The following is a 757-nucleotide window of genomic DNA, read 5'->3' as shown; positions in this document are numbered from 1 at the left end:
TGCAATGGTGAGTACTGGAATGATGGAAAGAATATACAGTCGCTTTCTTATGGTTAGATTCATAGAGACTTCCTTACTTCTCGGCGCAGCGTTACGAAAAGGCAAAATTCAATCGATTTGCCGGATAAATATATGGCTATTTATTTTTGTAGTGATTGCAGATTAACCGACTTAGTAGGAGAGAAGTACTGGAAATGCACGATTTATCGCGAGCGTATTAACATTTTCAAGCGTGATCACAATTACCGAGAGCAGCGGCCAGAATTACAACGAGAAGTACCCGTTAACCAATATGAGATGCGATACCTATTTTGGGCGAAGCGCAGATAAAGCCAGTCCGCAACAGGTCTGATGAGTGGCCAGTGCAGTGGTGCATACAACCAACCTCGTCCAACAAGTTGCCAAGCTCGGTAGGTCACATCCAGCCCGAGGAGTAAATTTCCGTGGTTGTCCAAGGCATGCAGAATGGTGTTGGCACGATCAGGGTCGATTTGCGGGTAGGCCGAAAAAGCGTCGCTGTAAATATCAACGGTGTTTATCTCTTGCTTACGATCGTGTTGGCGTAATGCCTTCATCTCTTTGGCGCACAGTGGGCAAGTGCCGTCGTAGAAAATAGTCAGTTTAGTCATATCAATTCGTCATTGCATTGGGGCTGCTTGATGGTTTCTCGCTGTTTTTACGTGTCGATGCTTCTTTGGGTTCATTGTGCTGCAGGTAGTGCTGCCAGTTAGTGCGAATGTTTTCGTAATTGTATTGG

At 45.4% G+C, this 757-nt stretch carries 1 protein-coding gene; it reads right to left on the bottom strand.

The features are described from left to right. Positions 1-242 precede the first annotated feature (242 nt). Positions 243-629, bottom strand: a complete 387-nt coding sequence (locus tag R7R78_RS25875) for a thiol-disulfide oxidoreductase DCC family protein (protein WP_225474585.1) — start codon at positions 627-629, stop codon at positions 243-245. Between the last annotated feature and the right edge of the window lie 128 nt (positions 630-757).

The sequence above is a fragment of the Vibrio sp. 2134-1 genome (genome assembly GCF_033339495.1).
Note: the sequence above shows the minus strand (reverse complement) of the source record. Positions and strands in the feature narration are given on the sequence as shown.